Source organism: Streptomyces phaeolivaceus, assembly GCF_009184865.1.
Taxonomy (GTDB): Bacteria; Actinomycetota; Actinomycetes; order Streptomycetales; family Streptomycetaceae; genus Streptomyces; species Streptomyces phaeolivaceus.
Window position 1 is genome coordinate 2,894,485 of sequence record NZ_CP045096.1, and the last position, 14,771, is coordinate 2,909,255.

A 14,771-nucleotide genomic window follows, 5' to 3' on the forward strand; every position below is an offset into this window, starting at 1 on the left:
CCCGTCACACCCCCTCGCACGCCTCGCGCACCCTCACACCCCCAGCGCCGCCAACCGCGCCTCGGCCCGCTCCGGCGCGTACAGATGCTCGACGACCAGCGCACCCGCCCCCACCAGGCCCGCCCGCTCCCCCAGCTTCGAGGTGACCACGTCCAGATGGGCCGTGGAGCGGGACAGGGCCCGCTGGTAGAGCAGTTCGCGTACGCCCGTGAGGAAGGGGGTTCCGGCCAAATCACCGGCGATCATCAGAACTCCGGGGTTCAGCAGGGTCACCACCGTCGCCAGGACGTCCCCGACGACCCGGCCCGCCTCCCGCGCGAGCGCCGCCGCCCCGGGATGCCCGGCGGTCAGCAGATCCCGTACGTCCGATCCCGAGGCCGCCGGAACCCCCGCCTCCGCCAGCCGTCGGGCCACGGCGCCGCCGCTCGCGACCGCCGCCAGACAGCCGTACGAGCCGCACTTGCACAGCGCCTCCGCGCCCTGCGGGACCCGGATGTGGCCGATGTCCCCGGCGCCGCCGTCGATGCCGCGATATATGGAGCCCCCGACCACCACGCCCGCGCCGATCCCCGTGGAGACCTTGACCAGCGCGAACGCCGAGCAGTCGGGGTATCCGGTGCGCTGTTCGCCGTACGCCATGAGGTTGGCGTCGTTGTCGACGAGGACCGGGACTCCGGCCGGGCCGTCCGCGTGTGCGGTGAAGGCGCGGGCCAGGCGGGCCCTTATGTCGTAGCCGTCCCAGCCGGGCATGATCGGCGGCTGGACCACGCGGCCGGTGTCGGTGTCCACCGGGCCGGGCACCGCGAGGCCGATGCCGCAGACCGCGTCGGCCGGCCGGCCCGCCTTCTCCAGCAACTCGGCGAACCAGCGCCCGAGTTCGTCGAGGACCGCATCGGGGCCCTCCTCGATGACCAGGGTGCCGGTGTGCTCGGCCTGGATCTCGCCGGTGAGGGAGAGGACGGCGGCGCGGGCGTGGCGGGTGTCGAGGTCGGCGGCGAGGACGACCGCGTGCTCGTCGTCGAACTCCAGGGTGATGGAGGGACGGCCGCCGAGGGGTGAGCCGACGGGGCCTCCGGCGCCCTCGCGGAGCCAGCCCGCGCGGAAGAGCCGGTCCAGACGCTGGCCGACCGTGGCCCGGGACAGCCCCGTGGCCTGCTGGAGCGCGCCACGGGTGACGGCCCGGCCGCTGCGGACCAGCTCCAGCAGATCTCCGGCACCGGCGTGACTGCCCACCTTCACGGCCCTTCGCTCATGTCGTCATGTCGTCATGTCGTTCTCGTCCGGTTCCCATGCGGTTGGCACGCGGTTCCCATGCGGTTCGCATGCCGTCCCCGGTGCCGCCATTGTCGCGGCCCCCGGGGAATCCGTTCCCGCTCACCCTCTTGCGTTCACCAACTCTGCATTACATATTGAGTTTTGCGTGTTAAGTAGACGTAACCCTACGGTAGCCACTGCCGAACCGGTCGGCACCTTGTCCTCAGGGAGCCCTGCGTGGACCGCACAACCCAGCTCACCGCACGTCGCCCCGGCGCGGGTGGGCACGTCGGACGCGATGTATACGATCCGGCCGTGCCGTCACCTCCGTTGCGGCGCGCGGCGGCCCAGGTGCTGGCCGACAACTGGACGGGCCGGTCCACGGTGCCCTCGCGCAAGCTGTATCCGCACCAGTGGTCGTGGGACTCGGCGTTCATCGCGATCGGACTGCGGCATCTGTCGCCGCTGCGCGCGCAGACCGAGTTGGAGACGCTGTTCGCCGCGCAGTGGGGCGACGGACGGATCCCGCACATCGTCTTCAACCCCTCCGTGCCGCTCGACGCGTACTTCCCGAGCCCCGACTTCTGGCGCTCCTCGACCGCGGGACGGGCCGCGGGCGCCCCGCTCACCACCCAGACCTCGGGGATCGTGCAGCCGCCGGTGCACGCGCTGGCGGCGTGGCTGGTGCACCGGGCGGACCCGGGGCTGTCGCGGGCGCGCGGCTTCCTGTCCCGGGTGTATCCGCGACTGGCCGCCTGGCACCGCTATCTGCTGCACCGCCGCGATCTGGGCGGGGGCGGGCTGGCCTCGGTCGTCCACCCCTGGGAGCAGGGCATGGACAACAGCCCCGCCTGGGACGCGCCCCTCGCCCGGATCGTCCCGGCCCCGGCCCGCTCCTTCCGCCGCGCCGACCTCGACCACGGCGCGGCCGAGGACCGGCCGACGGATCTGGACTACGGACGGTATGTGCGGCTGGCGGCGGACTACCGGGACGCCGGGTACCGGGACCGGACGGGTGTGCGGAACGGTGGCGGGGGCGGTGGCGGGGGCGGGGGCGCGGCCGGGCCCGGCGGGTTCGCCGTCGAGGACCCCGCCTTCAACGCCCTCCTCATCGCCTCCGAGCACGCCCTCGCCCTGATCGCGAAGGAGTTGGGCGCACCGGGCACGGGCCGGCGCGCCCGCGCGGAGCGTCTGACGGCGGCCCTGGTGGAGCGGCTGTGGGACCCGGCGGAGGGGATGTTCCTCTGCCGGGACGTCACCACGGACGCGCTGATCCCCGAGCGCGGCGTCTCCGGTCTGATTCCTCTTCTGCTCCCCGGCCTCCCCCGCGACCTCGTCGCCGCCCTGGTGCGCACGGTCCACGGCCCGCGCTTCGGGCTCGGCGACACCACCCGGCTGGTGCCCTCGTACGACCTCACCGGCGAGGCGTTCGATCCGCACCGCTACTGGCGCGGGCCGGCCTGGTTCAACACCAACTGGCTGCTGGAGCGCGGCCTTCGGCTGCACGGCGAACTGGGGCGGGCCGACGCGCTGCGGGCGGGGCTGCTGGAGACCGCGGGCGCGTCCGGGTTCGCCGAGTACGTGGACCCGTACACCGGCGAGGCCTGCGGAGCGCTCGGCTTCGGCTGGACGGCCGCGCTCACCCTCGACCTGCTGCACCAGGGCGACCCGGACCACGGACCCGGCCTCGGGTCCGACCCTGGGTCCGACCTCGGGTCGGGTCAGGATCACGACGGCCATGGGCCGCGCCTCGCCCCGCACGACGGATCGCACCACCAACCGCACGACGGACGACACCACGACCGTCCGCACGACGGACCACAACACCACGACAACGAGGTCGTGTTCGGCATGAGTGACCAGGGAGGGGACCGGGGATGACGGACCGGCATCACCTGCTCGTGCGCGGCGGGACGTTCGCCGCCGTGGGCGACGGCGGCGACATCAGCGGGGTGCGGGGCGGCAGTTCACCGGACGGGCTGTTCGTCCGGGACGCCCGGCATCTGAGCCGGTGGCAGCTGACCGTCGACGGCGCGGTTCCCGAGACGCTCACACCGGTCGCCGACGGTGACACCGCGCGCTGTGTGCTGGTGCCCCGGGGCGGGCGCCGGGAGCCGGCCGCGTACACGCTCTTCCGTGAACAGGCCGTCTCCGACAGCGCGTTCGTGGAGACGCTGCGTATCACCAGCAATCGCCCGGTGGCGACCACGGTCCGGATCGCGATCACCGCGGACGCCGACTTCACCGACCAGTTCGAGTTGCGCTCCGACTTCCGTACGTACGCCAAGAGCGGTGTCGTCAGGAAGCGCGAAGTCCTCGACGACGGTGTGGAGTTCAGCTACCGGCGCGGTGAGTGGCGGTCGTGTACGACGGTGACGGCCGAGCCCGCGCCGGACAGCGTGGAGGAGACCGGGACGGGGGCGCGACGGCTCGTCTGGGCGCTCGATGTCGCACCGCACGGTTCGACGGAGCTGACCCTGCGGGTGATGGCCCGGCCGCACGGCGACCGGCGCGCCATCCGGGTACCGCGCTCACCGGTCGCCGTGCACGAGCAACTCCGGTCCGCCGAGGACGAGTTCGTGGAGGGCGTGGCCTTCCCCACCGGCTGGCCGGAGCTGGCCGCCGCCTGTGCGCGGGGCCTCGCGGATCTCGCCGCGCTCCAGGTCTCGGCGGCCGGCCCGGACGGCGAGACCCTGCGGGTACCGGCGGCCGGAGCGCCCTGGTTCCTCACCCTCCTCGGCCGGGACGCCCTGCTGACCTCCCTGTTCACCCTCCCCTACCGGCCGGAGCCGGCCGCCGCCACCCTGCTCGCGCTCGCCGCCGCCCAGGCCACCGAGGTCGGCATCGGCTCGGTGGCGCAGCCCGGCAAGATCGTGCACGAGATGCGGCACGGCGAACTGGCGCACTTCGGGCAGGTTCCGTACGGCCGTTACTACGGCTCGGTGGACGCGACCCCGCTCTTCCTCGTCCTCCTCGGCACGTATGTCGAGCAGACCGGCGACGTCACCCTGGCCCGCCGCCTCGAACCCCACGCCCGCGCCGCGATCGGCTGGATGCTCGACCACGGCGGCCTCACCTCGCGCGGCTATCTCGTCTACCGCGCCGACCAGGGCGGCCTCGCCAACCAGAACTGGAAGGACTCCCCCGGCTCGATCTGCTCCGCCGACGGCAGCCGGCCCGCCGCCGGGCCGGTGATGGCGGCGGGCGCGCAGGGCTACGCGTACGACGCGCTGCGCCGCACCGCCGTGCTGGCCCGCACGGTGTGGGAGGACGAGGTGTACGCGGCGCTCCTGGAGCAGGCCGCCGGTGACCTCCGCGACCGTTTCCAGCGGGACTTCTGGATGCCCCGACACGACTTCCCCGCGCTGGCGTTGGACAGCGAGGGGCGGCAGGTCGACGCGCTCGCCTCGGACGCCGGGCATCTGCTGTGGTCGGGGCTGCTGGACAAGGAGTACGGGAAGCTGGTGGGGCGGCGGCTGCTGGAGCCCGACTTCTTCTCCGGCTGGGGCGTGCGGACGCTGGCCGCCGGGCAGCCCGCGTACCACCCGCTGTCGTACCACCGGGGGTCGGTGTGGCCGCACGACAACGCGCTGATCACGCTGGGGCTGGCGCGGTACGGGCTGCACGACGAGGCGCGGGCGGTGGCGGCGGGGATGGTGGACACGGCGGTGGCAGCCGGGTACCGGCTGCCGGAGGTTCTTGCGGGGTACGCGCGGGACACGCATCCGGTGCCGGTGCCGTATCCGCATGCGTGTGTTCGGGAGGCTCGGTCCGCAGCGGCGCCCTTGGCGTTGCTGACCGCGGTGGGGGGCGCCTAGCGCCTGTCGTCACCTTCCCGTGGTCGCCCGGAGGGCGGCCCCGCGGCGTCGTGGGGGTACCTCCCGGTCGAGCGAAGCCGAGAGTGGGGGAGCGTGCCGGGCGTCGCGGGGCAGGCGGAAATTTGACGACAGGACCTAGTAGCTCGGGGGTACCTGTGCATCGGCGGGTGCGGGTGCGTGGGGCTTCTCGCGCAGTTCCCCGCGCCCCTTACGGGGCCCGGAGGGCCTCCAGCAGGCGCCCCGCCCTCTGCCTCGCCTCCCCCTCCGTCCACGCCCACTGCGTGGTCGGGGGGCGGTGGGTGGTCCAAGTCTCCCAGTGGCTGCGGGCCTTGCCGTAGCGGTCGGCGACGAGGATGTGGGGGAGGCCGAGGAGGAGGGCGAGGACATGGCCGTGGAGGCGGTCGGTGACGGCGACGCGGCCTGCGGTCAACAGGCGGCAGCCGCGCGCGAGTTGGAGACGGGCCAGGCCGTCGTAGGCGGCGAGGAGGGCGGGGACCGCGCCGGGCGGGTCGCCGGAACCGGCGCGGCACAGGGCGCGGGCCCGGCTCCGCCACAGGGCCTCCTTGGCCCGGCGCCAGTCGAGGTCGGCGCCCTCCCGGGTCCAGTCGAAGACGTACGGGCCGGAGTGGCCCCTCCGTGCGGCTCCCCGGCCCGCCGGTGGGCCCTTCGCGGACTCCTTGTCCTCCCTGGCCAGCCAGACCACGTCATGGGCGACCGTGCCGCCGGTGAGCGCGTCCGGCGGTACGGCGAAGGCCAGGTCGGGGGCGAGCAGCGCGGGGGCCTCGAACACGGTGCGGCAGCGGTGCAGGCTGTGCCGGTCGCGCAGCAGCAGCGTCAGATCGGGGTGGGCGTCGAAGACACGGCGGGCGCGGGTGAGGTTGGTGTGGTCCGTGAAGTGCACGGACTGCGGCAGCTGCACGATCCGGCGGTCCGGGAAGTCCCGTAGGACCTGTTCGCGCAGGAGTTGGCTGTCCTCCCACAGGTCGCCGAGGTTGCCGCCGCCCGTCAGCATGATCGGGCCGTCCGGGAGGCAGGCCGCGAGATGCCCGGCGTCGTACGACATCAGGTCGCAGGCGTAGCGGACGTCGGCCCCGAGCGCGCCGAGCAGCGCGCGCTGGCCGAGCCAGATCGCGCTGTCGCCGACGTTGGAGTTCAGCGGGGCGCCGATGACCGCGCACCGGGTGCCGGCCGGGACCAGGCGGTCCAGGACGGTGAGGACGTACGAGACATGGTGCGCGCAGTGGGGCACGTAGGAGGGGGGTCCTGACGTCTTCGGTGTCTCGTTCGCTCCGCACACCAAAAGGCGCTACCCGGACATTTCCCCACTCATTCCGAGATGACGGAAACCGGCCGCACAACGACCGGAACGCCGACAGAACGGGCAGAACCGAATCAACTAGCCCCCGGACGTGTCCAGTTCGGCTTCCTCGCCGACGCCCGCGCAGTCGTACGGGTCCTTGAGCCAGCCGTCGGGCAGGACGACGCGGTTGTTGCCGGAGGTACGGCCGCGAGGGCCGTCGGCGCCGGCCGGCCAGGGCTGGTCGAGGTCCAACTCGTCGAGCCCGGCGCGGAGTTCGGCGAGGGAGGAGGTGATGGCGAGCCGCTTGCGCATCTCGGAGCCGACGGCGAAGCCCTTGAGGTACCAGGCCACATGCTTGCGGAAGTCGACGACGCCCTTGGACTCGTCGCCGCTCCACTCGCCGAGGAGCGTGGCATGCCGGACCATGATGGCGGCGACCTCGCGGAGGGTCGGCGCCGCGATGTCGTCCGGCCGGCCCTCGAAGGCGGCGACCAGGTCCGCGAACAGCCATGGGCGGCCCAGGCAGCCGCGCCCCACGACCACTCCGTCGCAGCCGGTCTCGCGGACCATGCGCAGCGCGTCCCGGGCGGACCAGATGTCGCCGTTGCCGAGGACGGGGATCTCGGGGACGTGCTCCTTGAGGCGGGCGATGGCGTCCCAGTCGGCGGTGCCGCCGTAGTGCTGGGCGGCGGTGCGGCCGTGCAGGGCGATGGCCGTGACGCCCTCCTCGACGGCGATCCGGCCGGCGTCGAGGTAGGTGATGTGGTCGTCGTCGATGCCCTTGCGCATCTTCATGGTGACCGGGAGGTCGCCGGCGCCGCTCACGGCCTCGCGGAGGATGGCCCGGAGCAGGTGGCGCTTGTACGGCAGCGCGGAGCCGCCGCCCTTGCGGGTGACCTTCGGGACAGGGCAGCCGAAGTTGAGGTCGATGTGGTCGGCGAGGCCCTCCTCCGCGATCATGCGGACGGCCTTGCCGACGGTCGCCGGGTCCACGCCGTACAGCTGGATCGAGCGCGGCTTCTCGGTCGCGTCGAAGTGGATCAGCTGCATGGTCTTCTCGTTGCGCTCGACCAGCGCCCGCGTGGTGATCATCTCGCTGACGAACAGGCCCTTGCCACCACTGAACTCCCTGCACAGGGTGCGGAAGGGCGCGTTCGTGATCCCGGCCATGGGGGCGAGGACGACGGGCGGGGAGACGATGTGCGGGCCGATCCGGAGCGGCGCGGCGGGCGCGTTCGAGGGCATGGACATCTCCCCATTGTCCCGCACCCGATCGCGGACCCGTCACGCGCACGGACCCTGCCCCGTCGCGCACGCGGACTGACGCCCGTCACGCGCACGGACGAACACGTCCGGCGATTCATTAGTTAGGCGCACTATTGAGTCGAGCGTACGATGGGGCGCATGCCCGAGCTCAGCCGCCGCCGCCGTCTGCTGGTGCTCGCGATCTGCTGCACCAGCCTCCTGATCGTGAGCCTGGACAACACCGTCCTGAATGTCGCCCTGCCCTCGATGCAGCGCGATCTCGACGCGAGCCTCGCGGGGCTCCAGTGGACCATCGACGCCTACACCCTCGTCCTCGCGGCGCTGCTGATGCTGGCCGGGTCGACGGCGGACCGGATCGGCCGCAAACGGGTCTTCATGGCGGGCCTGGTCGTCTTCTCCGTCGGCTCGCTGCTGTGCTCCCTCGCCCCGAACCTCGAATCGCTGGTCGCGTTCCGGATGGTGCAGGCGGTCGGCGGCTCGATGCTCAACCCGGTCGCGATGTCGATCATCACCAACACGTTCACGGACCCGCGCGAGCGGGCGCGGGCGATCGGCGCGTGGGGCGCGGTGGTGGGCATCTCGATGGCGGCGGGCCCGATCATCGGCGGGCTCCTCGTCGAGTCGGTCGGCTGGCGCTCGATCTTCTGGATCAATCTGCCGGTCGGTCTGGCCGCGCTGCTGCTGACCTGGCGGTACGTCCCCGAGTCCCGTGCGGCGAAGGCCCGCCGCCCCGACCCCGTCGGACAGCTCCTCGTCATCGCGCTGCTCGGCTCCCTCACGTACGCGATCATCGAGGCGCCGACCGCGCCCCTCGCCGAGACCCTGGCCCTCGCCGGTGTCGCCCTCGCCGCGCTCCTCGCCCTCCTCCGCTACGAGCCCCGCCGCGACGAACCCCTGATCGACCTGCGCTTCTTCCGCTCGGCCCCGTTCAGCGGGGCGACCGTGATCGCGGTCAGCGCGTTCGCCGCGCTCGGCGGTTTCCTCTTCCTGTCGACGCTGTATCTGCAGAACGTGCGCGGCCTGGACGCCCTGCAGGCCGGTCTGTGGATGCTCCCGATGGCGCTCCTGTGCTTCGTCTGCGCGCCGATCGCCGGACGGCTGGTCGGCAGCCGGGGCCCGCGGCTGCCCCTGCTCATCGCCGGGGTCGCGATGACCGCGAGCGGGGTGCTCTTCGCCGCGTTCGAGGCCGAGACCGGGAACGTCACCCTCGTCATCGGCTACGTCCTCTTCGGCCTCGGCTTCGGCTTCGTCAACGCGCCCATCACCAACACGGCCGTCTCCGGCATGCCCCGCGCCCAGGCCGGTGTCGCCGCCGCGGTCGCCTCCACCAGCCGCCAGATCGGCCAGACCCTGGGCGTCGCGGTCATCGGCGCGGTCCTGGCGGCGGGCATCGGCGCCTCCTCGTACGCCGACTCCTTCGTCTCGGCCGCCCGCCCCGCCTGGTGGATCCTCACGGCCTGCGGCTTCGTCGTACTGATCGTCGGTGCCCTCACCACAGGCACCTGGGCCCGCCACACCGCCGACCGCACGGCCGAACGCCTGGAGTCACCGGAGGTACGGGACTCGGCGGGGGTTCGGCCCTAGTACTGCAACCGCATCTGGCGTGACGGATGGTCGGCGGTCTCGTTGGTATGACTGTGTGCTGATGCGCTGACGGTTGAGCAGGTCGAGTCGTGGTCCGAGGGGGTGGCCGGGCTCCATGCCCGGTTCGCCCACCGTTTCGGCAGGTCGGAGCCCCGCGAGCGGGCGCTGGACTACCTGAACGGACTCGTCGCGCCGCTGGAGAAGAAGAACGGGTGGACGCTGTCCGAGCAGGTCGGGCAGCTCCGCCCGGACGGCGTCCAGCGCCTGCTCAACCACTCCGACTGGGACGAGAACGCGGTCCGCGACGATGTGCGCGACTTCGTCGTGGAGACCATCGGAGCCAAGAACGCGGTCCTGATCTGCGACGACACCGGTTTCCTGAAGAAGGGCACCAAGTCCGCCGGAGTCCAGCGGCAGTACACAGGTACCGCCGGCCGCACGGAGAACTGCCAGATCGGGACCTTCCTGGCCTACGCCTCCGCCAGGGGGCGGGCATTGATCGACCGTGAGCTCTACATCCCCGTTTCCTGGACGGATGACCGTGAGCGCTGCCGCGCAGCCGGGATCGACGACGAGATCCCCTTCGCGACCAAGAATGAGCACTGCAAGTGGATGCTGCAACGTGCCGTCGACGCAGGCATCCCGTTCGCGTGGGTCACCGCTGACGAGGCATACGGGCAGGTCAAGCACCTGCGGGTATGGCTGGAGGAACGCAGGATCGCGCACGTACTGGCCACCAAGGTCAACGACACCGTGACCACGGCGGACGGCGGCGACGCCAGGGTGGACCAGTTGGTCGCCGCCCTGCCCAGGCAAGCGTGGAAGCGGGTTTCCGGGGGCCAGGGCGCGCACGGCGAACGGATCTACGACTGGGCCCGCGTCGCCATCCGCCCGTACTGGGAGAACGGCTTCGGGCACTGGGTTCTGGCCCGCCGCAGCATCAGCGACCCCACCGAGATCGCCTACTACGTCTGCTACGGATCGGTGGCCTCCCGGCTGAAAGACCTGGTCAAGGTAGCCGCCGCGAGGTGGGCGGTGGAGGAGTGCTTCCAGACCGCCAAGGGCGAGTGCGGCCTGGACCACTACCAGGTGAGGCTCTACCGGGCCTGGTACCGCCACATCACCCTGGCCATGGCCGCCCTCGCCTACCTGACCGCCGTCCGCGCCGCAGAAGCCGCAAAAGGGGCGGAGCGAACGACGAGCAAGACCTCATACCCCTCAGCGTCCCGGAGATCCGCCGACTGATCGGCCACATCATCGTCACGCCCCGCCACCACAGCAACGACCATCATCTGCACTGGTCACGCTTCCGACGACGCAGCCAGGCCCGTGCCCGCCGCTCCCACTACAAACGCCGAGGCCACAACCCGCAGATGCGGTTGCAGTACTAGGCCATGGGGATGCGGGACGCGCTGGTGACGACCCTGCTGGTCCAACTGGCCGGAGTGGCACTGACCGTGGGGCCGAGCCTCGGATTGCCGCGCGTGGTGCGATGAGGGAGGAGAGGAGCAAGGAGGAAGGAGGAAGGAGGGATGGGGATGAGGGAGGGGGCACCCGAGGGGCGGGGTAACCAATGGGATAACTCATCGTTCAATCTCCCCTGTTGATGTTCGTCTTCCCGCACACTCCTCACGGACTCACGAGGACTCGCGGACCACGGCTGGAGACGGCATGCAGCAGATCAACACGAGCAAGGTGAGCCGCTGGGACCAGCACGGGCGGGAACACACCGTGCGGGTCCAGCGCTCCGGGGCGCAGCGCACGATCAGATGCGACACCTGTGGCTGGCGCAAGGGCGCGCAGTTCCTGCCGTGGCTGAAGGCCGAGGAACACCTCGCCGAGGCCCACCAGGCGACGGTGGACCCGACGGACTCGTAACACCGCCCACGGTCAGGCCAGTTGATCGAGGGCCTCGGCGACCTGGTCCATCACATGCTGCCAGTGGCCCCGTTGGTGCTCCCGCTCCTCGGGGCCGGCCATGCGCTCCTGATGGAAGACGAGCACCGACCTGCCGCCCCCGGCCGCCGAGACGGCGACCTGGACGGTCGTCTCGCCGTACGTGACACGGATACGGTCACCGGGCCGATAGCCGCGCACCTCACCCGTGGCGCCCGAGTCGGTCTCGTACGCGGCGCCGCGCTCGGGAGCGAGCCGCGCCCCGGCCCCGAGCCACAGCTCCAGCCCGCGCGGCCCGCTGATGAACTCCCATACGGCGGAGGGCGATTGGGGCAGGGTGCGGGAGACACCGACCTGCCATCCGGCGTCCTTGGTGAGTCCGGTGGATCGCGTGGCCATGGGGATCACCCTTTCTCGTGGAGTGCTGCCGGACCGGACCGCTACTCGACCGGGGCGGTCCCGGAGCGGCGTACCCGGTGGGCGCGGACCTTGTGGCGGTTGCCGCAGTGCTCCATCGAGCACCAGCGGCGGCGGCCGGGGCGTGAGGTGTCGACGTAGAGGAGATAGCAGCGGTCGCCGGCGCACATCCGTATGCGTTCCGCGTACGGCCCGGTGAGGAGGTCGACGGCGTCGCGGGCGACCGTGGAGAGGAGCTGCGCGCCGGTCGCCGTTCCGGTGGCCCAGGTCCGGGTGCCGTCCGCGCCGATCGCCGGGGCGAGCGGGGGGCGGGCCGCGGCCTCGTTGACGAGGGCGAGGTCGGCGGCGTCCGCCGGGGCTACGCCCAGCTCGGGGAGCCCGGTGCCGCCGACGACGCGGGAGACGACCGTACGGGTCAGCGCGTCGCGCAGCCGTCGGGCGTACGCCACGTCGTCCGCCGTGATGTGGAGAGCGAGGGGCGTGGGGGTGAGCCGGGACTGATCGGCCCATGCGACCAGGTCGTCGGGGGTGTGCAGCACCTCGTGGCGGGTCAGGGCGCCGGGGCCGCCGGTGACGAGCAGCTCCAGACAGAGAGCGCCCGGATCGAACCGGTAGACGTTCCCGGAGTAGGACCGCAGCCGGATGCCATCCGCTGCCGACACTCCCGACACCCCCTTCGCAGCCGATGCCCTGGACGTCGAACCCATGTAACCAATATAACCGGTTACATGGCTACGACCACCGCACTGAACTGGAAACTGGTCATCGACACCCGGGACGCCCAGCCCCTGGCCGATTTCTGGGCCGCGGCGCTGGGCTACGAGGTGGAGGACCCGAGCGCGCTCATCACCCATCTCCTGGCCACGGGCGACCTTCCCGAGGCCGCCGTCGCCGAGCACAACGGCCACCACGTCTTCCGCGGCTACGCCGCCGTCCGCCACCCCGACGACCCGTACGACCCCTTCACCGGCATCGGCAAGGGCCGCCGCCTCCTCTTCCAGGACGTCCCCGAGCCCAAGACGGTCAAGAACCGCCTCCACATCGACATCCACGCGGGCCCCGACGGCCTGACCTCCCTGGTCACCCGCCTGGAAACCCTGGGCGCCACCCGCGTCGAGGAGTTCGACCGGGGTCCGGCGGGGCACTGGTGGTTGCTGCGGGATCCGGAGGGGAACGAGTTCTGCGCGGCGTAGGTGGGTGCAGGTGTGGGAGCCGCCCGGCGACGGGGCCCGGCAAGTGCCCTGCGGGCAGCCCGTGGTGGCGGGTGGACACGGGCAGCGACTTCCATCACTGGAACGGCGTGGTGGCCCTGTCGACGGAGACCGCGCCCCACCCCTACGGCGAACCGGAACTCTTCCGTACCGATCCCCCGCCGGAGTCGCTGGCCCCGGGTGACGTGTGCCGGGTCGGCATACCGCCGACGACCGTCCATGTCACCTCGGTGGACCATTTCGATCCGCCGCAGGAGACGGGGTGCCCGCCCCGGCCCCTTCAGACCCGCAACCCCCGCACCACCAGTTCCACGACCGCCTCGAACTGGGCCTCGATGTCCGGTTGTTGCCAGGTGGGGGCGTAGGAGGGGTCGTGGAAGCGGGCCGTGGCGTGGAAGACGGCTCGGGCCGTGGGGGTGGGGGCGGTGGGGGTGAAGGTGCCGGACTCGGTGCCGGACTCGATGACGCGGGCGAGCTGGGCGGTGAGGTCGGCGATATGCGTGCCGACGGCCTCGCCGTTCTCCTCGGCCAGGACGTGGTACGTGGCGAACAGCTCGGGATCGTCACCCGCCTTGCGGCGCTTCGCCTCGAAGAGCGCCGCGAGCCAGGCCCGCAGCCGCGCCTCGGGGTCGCCGTCCCCGGCGGCGATCGCGGTGAGCGTCGCCGTCGTACGGTCCAGCCAGCGCTTGGTCACCGCCTCCCGCAGCACCGCCTTCGTACGGAAGTGGCGGTAGACGCTGCCGTGGCTGACGCCGAGCGCGCGGGCCACGTCGACCACGGTGGCCTTGGCGGGCCCATGGCGGCGCAGGACCTCCTCGGTCGCTTCGAGGATGCGCTCGGCGGTCAGGATCTCGGACGTCGGTGACATGGGGGGAACCGTACCCGGCGCGACGATCAGCGTTCGCTGTCGAGGTGTGCCATCTGGGCCGCCGGGTAGCGGTCGCCCGCCGCCGCGTCGGCCGGGACGGCGTCCTCGATCGCCGCCAGGTCGGCCGCGTCCAGGGTCACCTCCAGCGCGCCCAGCGCCTCGGCCAGCCTGTCCCGGCGGCGGGCCCCGACGAGCGGGACGATGTCCTCACCGCGCGACAGCACCCAGGCGATCGCGATCCGCGCGACCGACGCCCCCTTCTGCTCGGCGATCTTCCGCAGGGCGTCGACCAGGTCCAGGTTGTGCTGGAGGTTCTCCCCCTGGAAGCGGGGCGAGAAGGCCCGGAAGTCCCCCGCCGCCAGCTGCCGGTCACGGGTGAAGTGGCCGGAGATCAGGCCCCGGGAGAGCACGCCGTACGCCGTGACCGCGATGCCCAGCTCCCGCGTGGTCGGCAGGATCTCGTCCTCGATACCGCGCGAGATGAGCGAGTACTCGATCTGGAGGTCCGTGATCGGGGCCGTGGCGGCGGCCCGGCGGATCGTCTCCGCGCCGACCTCGCTCAGGCCGATGTGGCGGACGTACCCCTTCTCCACCAGCTCCGCGATCGCGCCGACCGTCTCCTCGATCGGGACGTCGGGGTCGACCCGCGCGATCCGGTAGACGTCGATGTGGTCGGTGCCGAGGCGCTGCAGGGAGTACGCGGCGAAGTTCCGCACCGCCGCCGGGCGGCCGTCGTATCCGGACCAGCCTCCGTCCGGGTCACGCAGCGCCCCGAACTTGACGCTGGTCAGCGCCTGCTCCCGATGTGCGGCGGGCGCCGCGCGCAGGGCCTCGCCGATCAGCAGTTCGTTGTGGCCCATGCCGTAGAAGTCGCCCGTGTCCAGCAGGGTCACACCGGCTTCGAGGGCCGCGTGGATCGTCGCGATCGACTCGGCCCGGTCGGCCTCGCCGTACAACGCGGACATACCCATACAGCCGAGGCCGAGGGCGGAGACCTGGGGGCCGGTGGATCCGAGGGTGCGGGTCTGCGGTGTCGTCGTCATGCCCCCACAATGACATGACAGATGACAGATTTCAATATCTGTCATCTGCTAGCTGTTAGCTGTCATCTGTTAGCTGTCATGCGTCAGTAGGGCTTCGCCGTTCCCCGCTCTCCG

Annotated in this window: 13 protein-coding genes; 6 read left to right on the forward strand and 7 right to left on the reverse strand. The window is 72.0% G+C overall.

Annotated elements, in window-relative coordinates:
• Nucleotides 1-33 precede the first annotated feature (33 nt).
• Complete coding sequence (locus F9278_RS13510) at nt 34-1,233, reverse strand: ROK family transcriptional regulator (RefSeq protein ID WP_152173843.1); 1,200 nt, start codon at nt 1,231-1,233, stop codon at nt 34-36.
• Between the two features lie 258 nt (nt 1,234-1,491).
• Between F9278_RS13510 and F9278_RS13515 the strand changes: the two genes are divergently transcribed.
• Together F9278_RS13515 and F9278_RS13520 are read left to right on the forward strand one after the other, a co-directional pair.
• On the forward strand, nt 1,492-3,135 hold the full coding sequence (locus F9278_RS13515; RefSeq protein ID WP_152168553.1) for an MGH1-like glycoside hydrolase domain-containing protein: 1,644 nt from the start codon (nt 1,492-1,494) through the stop codon (nt 3,133-3,135).
• Nucleotides 3,132-5,072, forward strand: a complete 1,941-nt coding sequence (locus tag F9278_RS13520) for an amylo-alpha-1,6-glucosidase (RefSeq protein WP_152168554.1) — start codon at nt 3,132-3,134, stop codon at nt 5,070-5,072. The genes F9278_RS13515 and F9278_RS13520 overlap by 4 nt, the downstream gene beginning before the upstream one ends.
• A gap of 208 nt (nt 5,073-5,280) precedes the next feature.
• Here the strand turns inward: F9278_RS13520 and F9278_RS13525 are convergent, their stop codons facing one another.
• Nucleotides 5,281-6,321: a polysaccharide pyruvyl transferase family protein gene (locus tag F9278_RS13525; RefSeq protein WP_193241463.1), complete on the reverse strand. Its 1,041-nt coding sequence runs from the start codon at nt 6,319-6,321 to the stop codon at nt 5,281-5,283.
• 147 nt (nt 6,322-6,468) lie between these two features.
• Nucleotides 6,469-7,617 carry a tRNA dihydrouridine synthase DusB gene (gene dusB, locus F9278_RS13530; RefSeq protein ID WP_152173844.1) on the reverse strand — a complete coding sequence of 383 codons (1,149 nt, stop codon included), beginning with the start codon at nt 7,615-7,617 and terminating at the stop codon, nt 6,469-6,471.
• A 159-nt stretch (nt 7,618-7,776) separates the two neighbouring features.
• Here dusB and F9278_RS13535 point away from each other — a divergent pair, with 159 nt between their 5' ends.
• From F9278_RS13535 to F9278_RS13545, 3 genes are all read left to right on the forward strand, one after another.
• A complete protein-coding gene (locus F9278_RS13535) occupies nt 7,777-9,222 on the forward strand; it encodes an MFS transporter (RefSeq protein WP_152168556.1) in 1,446 nt (481 codons plus the stop codon).
• Nucleotides 9,223-9,288: 66 nt separating this feature from the next.
• Entirely contained in the window at nt 9,289-10,467 is a 1,179-nt protein-coding gene (locus tag F9278_RS13540; RefSeq protein WP_152166950.1) for an IS701 family transposase, read from the forward strand.
• A 426-nt stretch (nt 10,468-10,893) separates the two neighbouring features.
• Nucleotides 10,894-11,100 carry a hypothetical protein gene (locus F9278_RS13545; protein WP_152168557.1) on the forward strand — a complete coding sequence of 69 codons (207 nt, stop codon included), beginning with the start codon at nt 10,894-10,896 and terminating at the stop codon, nt 11,098-11,100.
• Nucleotides 11,101-11,112: 12 nt separating this feature from the next.
• Here F9278_RS13545 and F9278_RS13550 read toward each other — a convergent pair whose 3' ends face one another.
• Both F9278_RS13550 and F9278_RS13555 read right to left on the reverse strand, forming a co-directional pair.
• Nucleotides 11,113-11,517, reverse strand: coding sequence for an SRPBCC domain-containing protein (locus F9278_RS13550; protein WP_193241464.1), 405 nt, complete (start codon nt 11,515-11,517; stop codon nt 11,113-11,115).
• A gap of 41 nt (nt 11,518-11,558) precedes the next feature.
• Nucleotides 11,559-12,242, reverse strand: coding sequence for a CGNR zinc finger domain-containing protein (locus tag F9278_RS13555; RefSeq protein ID WP_152168559.1), 684 nt, complete (start codon nt 12,240-12,242; stop codon nt 11,559-11,561).
• Nucleotides 12,243-12,263: 21 nt separating this feature from the next.
• Here F9278_RS13555 and F9278_RS13560 point away from each other — a divergent pair, with 21 nt between their 5' ends.
• Nucleotides 12,264-12,728, forward strand: a complete 465-nt coding sequence (locus tag F9278_RS13560) for a VOC family protein (protein WP_152168560.1) — start codon at nt 12,264-12,266, stop codon at nt 12,726-12,728.
• Nucleotides 12,729-13,026: 298 nt separating this feature from the next.
• Here the strand turns inward: F9278_RS13560 and F9278_RS13570 are convergent, their stop codons facing one another.
• On the reverse strand, nt 13,027-13,614 hold the full coding sequence (locus F9278_RS13570; RefSeq protein ID WP_152168561.1) for a TetR/AcrR family transcriptional regulator: 588 nt from the start codon (nt 13,612-13,614) through the stop codon (nt 13,027-13,029).
• A gap of 26 nt (nt 13,615-13,640) precedes the next feature.
• Nucleotides 13,641-14,657 carry an aldo/keto reductase gene (locus F9278_RS13575; protein ID WP_152168562.1) on the reverse strand — a complete coding sequence of 339 codons (1,017 nt, stop codon included), beginning with the start codon at nt 14,655-14,657 and terminating at the stop codon, nt 13,641-13,643.
• Nucleotides 14,658-14,771: the final 114 nt, after the last annotated feature.